Source organism: Bradyrhizobium algeriense, assembly GCF_003062295.1.
GTDB classification, from domain to species: domain Bacteria; phylum Pseudomonadota; class Alphaproteobacteria; order Rhizobiales; family Xanthobacteraceae; genus Bradyrhizobium; species Bradyrhizobium algeriense.
The window spans coordinates 1-4,841 of record NZ_PYCN01000095.1 but is presented as its reverse complement, the minus strand read 5'-3'; the positions used below and the strand labels follow the sequence as shown (position 1 = coordinate 4,841).

Annotated in this window: 5 protein-coding genes and 2 pseudogenes; 4 read left to right on the top strand and 3 right to left on the bottom strand. The window is 59.9% G+C overall.

All coding sequences use genetic code 11. From position 1 onward, the window contains the following. A partial coding sequence (locus tag C7G61_RS42140) for an integrase core domain-containing protein (RefSeq protein ID WP_145963813.1) occupies positions 1 to 235 on the top strand: 235 nt, incomplete at its 5' end. Positions 236 to 522: 287 nt separating this feature from the next. Here the strand turns inward: C7G61_RS42140 and C7G61_RS42135 are convergent. Continuing rightward, positions 523 to 819: pseudogene (locus C7G61_RS42135) on the bottom strand (transposase); the annotation flags it as partial. A 101-nt stretch (positions 820 to 920) separates the two neighbouring features. Here C7G61_RS42135 and C7G61_RS45400 point away from each other — a divergent pair. Next, a complete protein-coding gene (locus C7G61_RS45400; protein ID WP_190242263.1) occupies positions 921 to 1,190 on the top strand; it encodes a hypothetical protein in 270 nt (89 codons plus the stop codon). Positions 1,191 to 1,284: 94 nt separating this feature from the next. Here the strand turns inward: C7G61_RS45400 and C7G61_RS42125 are convergent, their stop codons facing one another. Then, entirely contained in the window at positions 1,285 to 1,755 is a 471-nt protein-coding gene (locus C7G61_RS42125) for a hypothetical protein (RefSeq protein WP_244608771.1), read from the bottom strand. Positions 1,756 to 1,947: 192 nt separating this feature from the next. Here C7G61_RS42125 and C7G61_RS46830 point away from each other — a divergent pair. Both C7G61_RS46830 and ltrA read left to right on the top strand, forming a co-directional pair. After that, positions 1,948 to 2,269, top strand: a pseudogene (locus C7G61_RS46830) (hypothetical protein); the annotation flags it as partial. Between the two features lie 648 nt (positions 2,270 to 2,917). Then, the gene (gene ltrA / locus C7G61_RS42110) at positions 2,918 to 4,297 is read left to right on the top strand and encodes a group II intron reverse transcriptase/maturase (RefSeq protein ID WP_476727216.1); all 1,380 of its coding nucleotides are present in this window, start codon (positions 2,918 to 2,920) and stop codon (positions 4,295 to 4,297) included. Between the two features lie 309 nt (positions 4,298 to 4,606). Here ltrA and C7G61_RS42100 read toward each other — a convergent pair. Then, positions 4,607 to 4,841 (bottom strand): integrase core domain-containing protein (locus C7G61_RS42100; protein ID WP_145963813.1); only part of this gene is annotated, 235 nt, incomplete at its 5' end.

Below are 4,841 nucleotides of genomic sequence, written 5' to 3'. Positions count from 1 at the left end.
CAACGGAATCTGCGAGCGCTTCCATCGAACCGCGCTCGATGAGTTCTATCGTGTGGCGTTCCGCAAGAAGATCTATCGAACCATCGACGAGCTGCAGAATGATCTCGATGTTTGGGTGACGGCGTACAACGAAACGCGCCCGCATCAGGGACGATGGTGCTATGGAAAAACACCGATGCAAACCTTCCTTGACGCGCTGCCCATTGCGAAGGAGAAATTGCTGCCGGCCGCGTAGCGCCGGACACAAATCTTCGTCGGACACCCACCACGACGAAGAGCCAGTGGTCAGGTCAAGTGCATACTTTTACAAATTAATGATGAGTAGGAGGGTCTGGGCTATGCCAATCGTCATCTTCCTAATCGGGATCGCCGCCTGGGCGACGTCACCACTCTCAAGCCCGCATGCACCCATGGACCATGTTTTTTAACGGGGATTATGCCGCCAATAATCGAACGGCCGCTACCCTCCGAGCCGTAGAGGATAGCACAAGGCTGTTTCTATGCCGCACAGGCGCATCACCCTGCTGGACGGTTTTTTAAAATGTCACGCTCCATACGCAGCCGCTCGTTCTCTCGCTGCAGGCGCGCGATCTCCGCCGCGTGGTCCGCCGACGGCAGCGGCGCCTGCGTTCTGGGGCGCCGCGCCGCTGCCGTCGGCTCTCGCCCAGCCCCACGCAATTCCACCCAGCGCCGCAACACGGAATCGCGCAGGCCAAGTTCTTTGGCCACCGACCCGATCGAGCGACCGCTCGAAGCCACCAGATCGACCGCTTGCCGCTTATAATCCTCCGTAAACGAACGACGTTGACGTCCTTCCATCCAACACCTCTCCTAGCTCTTCGAGCCTACTACAGGTGTCCATCAATTCGGAGGAGGTTCAACTATCGACCGCGAGGACGTACTCTCGTTGCGGTTCGAACATGTTGCGCCACGGCGTTGCTCGCCTCGAGCCACTGACGCATCTCTCGAAAAACTGGCCGGTCACCGTCGGGATCCTCAAGCGTAAAGACAACAGCGAAGGGCTCACCTTCGGCCGGGAACTGCGCTTCAGCACGGACGAGGCTCGTGACTTCGAACCGCCATCGCGACGAGCTCCCATTCTCGACAAGCGCGCGCTCATATTGCTTCGCCGGACACCATGTCAGGCCGTGATCGATCAGGGCTTTTTCAGGTATGGCGAGATTCGTTGACTTTGTCAGCCGTCGATGCGTGTTCTGCTATGGCAGGAACATCCTTCGCTCGGCCGGCTATCAAAGGTGACCAAGATCCTCGTTCACTGTGCGCTCACGCGCCGAGATCTGATCGCCTGCGCCGCGCAATCTCGTCAGCAACTGCGCTTGCGGCGCGTACCAGCCGTTCATGAAGGGTCTCGAACATATCGAGGATGTCATCATTAGGCTCATTCCTTCCCTCTTCGATAGCCTCGGCAACCAGTTCGTCGAGAGGCGTTTCCTTCAATTGACCTTTCTTGAGAAGGTGTTCAAACAGACCATCGCTACTGGGCTGCGGTTGGATGCGGCCGTCGGAGTTGCACCAAACCCCGAATGTCTGATGCCCCATAACGGCTTGCTCGACCATCTCCGCCTCCAGAGGGATCAGCGTACCCCACGTCTCGTCCTCCTTATCGACGAATCCCGCCACGTACATCTGTTGCTCCTCGGCGCCTTCATCGCGAGGGCGGAAGAACGGCGTGAGGATGATTCGAGGGGGTTTTGACAAAACAATCTCTCCAAGAGGCTCAAGCACCAGTTGCATTAGTACATGGCAGCATCAGGGCCTGTGCCGGATACGCTGGATCATGCGAAAATGCAAAATGTGGGAGCGACTGTCGGCAACCCCTCGGATTAACAAGTTCGTTCTCTCACTCATCACTCTGGCAGATAAATTATTCTAACGCGCTACCCGATCGTATCGGCGGCGTAGCGGCCAGTCTTCTCGGAGGCCCCAATCCTGACTGTTGTCCGGTTACCGCTGCTGAAGTAGGCATCGTCGATGGATCGCCTGTACGAGCATTGCGGCAAGCCGTGATGCCACCACTGCCTCGCGCAATGTCAAACACTGGCGGAATGCCGGTATGGCCTTCATAGGTCGCGGCTGGCATGATCGAGGCCAAAGGCTTCCGATGATTGAAGGCGTCAGCAACTGTCCGTTCTGGATGCGGCCCTCGAAGCTCAACAACCGTATGACGATCAAGCCCATTGCCCACATCATAGGACCGCGTAACGTTCATTTCGGCAACGTCGGGTCGACGTTGGGCAAGCACCACTGAGACACCCGTCGCCGCCTATCTCACTCCGTCATCACCCACCGTCCTGCATAGCTCGACGCAGCTCAGCTACAAGTTTAACGCAATATTGGTTCAATTGAGCGCTCCCGGCTGTTACCTCCTAGTCTTACTGAGTGTGCGCCGGGAGGCCGGCAAGGAATAGATGGTGAGAGTCCATTACGATGAAGGAGTAGCGCCCCACATCGGCCCCGAGCCGTGCGGCAGCGTCCGTGAGGGCGTTGGCGAAGCGTCGGCAGGGGAGCATGCAGGCCAGCCATTGAGCCGCGAAAGAAGATTGTCCCGGGAGCCGACGCTGTACTCAGAGCGGAAGGCGACGCGGACGGGTGCGATAACGCGAGCACCTGGACGTCCCGGCGTGGTCGTAGACCCTGGCATGTATGGACGTTCCTTGCGCGGAAACCGGGAGATCTCGAGTCTGACCGGGGGACGGTTCGGCCGCCCCGGCCGGCACCGGGAAGGCGAGGAGCCGTAGCCGGTGATGCACGGACACGAGAGTCAGACCCCGCCATACTAGCAACGAAGCTGACGAACAAAGCCGGGCGACCGGCGGCGGAGTCGGTGGAGCGAAGGGCGTGGGCCAAGGGGAACGCGAACCAGCTCAGCACGCGCCGGGCGCAGGACCGGGAAAGCGTGTCACAGGCGCTGGAGCGCGTACGTCAAGCCGCAAGGCAAAGGAAGAAGGAACGGTTCACCGCGCTCTACCACCATCTCAGCCTGCCTATGCTCAGGACGGCGTTCTTCGCGCTTAAGCGGGAGGCGGCGCCTGGAGTGGATGGGGTGACGTGGCGGGACTACGAGGCCGATCTCGATCGCAAGATCGCAGACCTGCACGCACGGGTCCATCGGGGAGCGTACCGGGCGCAACCAAGCCGCCGCCGGTATATTCCGAAGGCGGATGGCCGCCAGCGCCCGCTCGCAGTGGCTGCCCTGGAAGATAAGATCGTCCAACGCGCAACTGCTGCCGTGCTGAACGCGATCTTCGAGGAGGACTTCCTCGGATTTAGCTATGGCTTCCGGCCCGGGCGCGGCCAGCATGATGCGCTGGACGCCCTGGTTGCCGGGATCAACAGCACGAAGGTGAACTACATCCTGGACGCCGACATTCGGTCGTTCTTCGATGGGGTCAGCCAATCCTGGCTGGCCCGCTTCGTTGAGCATCGGGTCGGCGACAAACGCATCATCCGCCTGATCCAGAAATGGCTTAAGGCGGGCGTTCTTGAAGACGGAATCGTCACGACCAATGATAAGGGAACGGGCCAAGGTTCGGTGATCTCGCCGCTCCTCGCCAACGTCTACCTTCATTTTGTGTTCGATCTCTGGGCCGAGCGCTGGCGACGGCGCGACGCTACGGGCGATATGATCATCGTGCGCTTCGCCGACGATATCGTCGTCGGTTTCGAACATGAGGACGACGCCCGTCGCTTCTGGGACGCGATGCGAACGCGACTGCAGGAGTTCGCACTGTCGCTCCATCCGGAAAAGACCCGCCTGATCGAGTTTGGCCGCCGCGCTGCGACCAATCGCGAGCGGCGCGGGCTCGGCAAACCGGAGACCTTCAATTTCCTCGGGTTCAGCTTCATCTGCGGCACATCGCGCCGAGGCGGCTTCCTGCTCAAGCGGAAGTCGCGACGCGACCGCATACAAGCGAAACTCAGCGAGATTAAGGATGAGATGCGACGACGGCGGCATCAGCCGATCCCCGACCAAGGGAAATGGTTGAGGCAAGTCGTCACCGGCTTCTTCGCCTACCATGCCGTGCCGACCAATGGGCGCGTGCTGGAGGCGTTCCGCTACCACGTCATCGACCTATGGCGGCGCTCGCTAAGGCGACGCAGCCAGAAGGACCACCTGACTTGGGCGCGGATCACGAAGCTGTCGGATGACTGGCTCCCGAAAGCGAGGATCCTTCACCCCTGGCCAGAACAGCGCTTCGCCGTCAAGCACCCGAGGTGGGAGCCGGATGCGGGAAAGCTGCATGTCCGGATCTGTCCGGGGGGCGCTCAGCAATGAGCGTCCCTACCGGGATCAGAGTGTCGCGGTCTTTGTCGACAGGAATCATATATTTGAAAAGACGCAATTTTCAGCATGCGGAGAGGCTGAGATGGGTCTGGCAAAATCGGGGGACGTGGCGGCGCGGTTTTCGGCGTATGTTGAGGGTCTTACGAGCGTGATCGGGCACCAGCGCCGACAGCGTGTGCACCGACTTGCGGAAATCGACCGGCTGGGACGCCAGCATCACCTTGAGTGTAAAAGTATGCACTTGACCTGACCACTGGCTCTTCGTCGTGGTGGGTGTCCGACGAAGATTTGTGTCCGGCGCTACGCGGCCGGCAGCAATTTCTCCTTCGCAATGGGCAGCGCGTCAAGGAAGGTTTGCATCGGTGTTTTTCCATAGCACCATCGTCCCTGATGCGGGCGCGTTTCGTTGTACGCCGTCACCCAAACATCGAGATCATTCTGCAGCTCGTCGATGGTTCGATAGATCTTCTTGCGGAACGCCACACGATAGAACTCATCGAGCGCGGTTCGATGGAAGCGCTCGCAGATTCCGTTG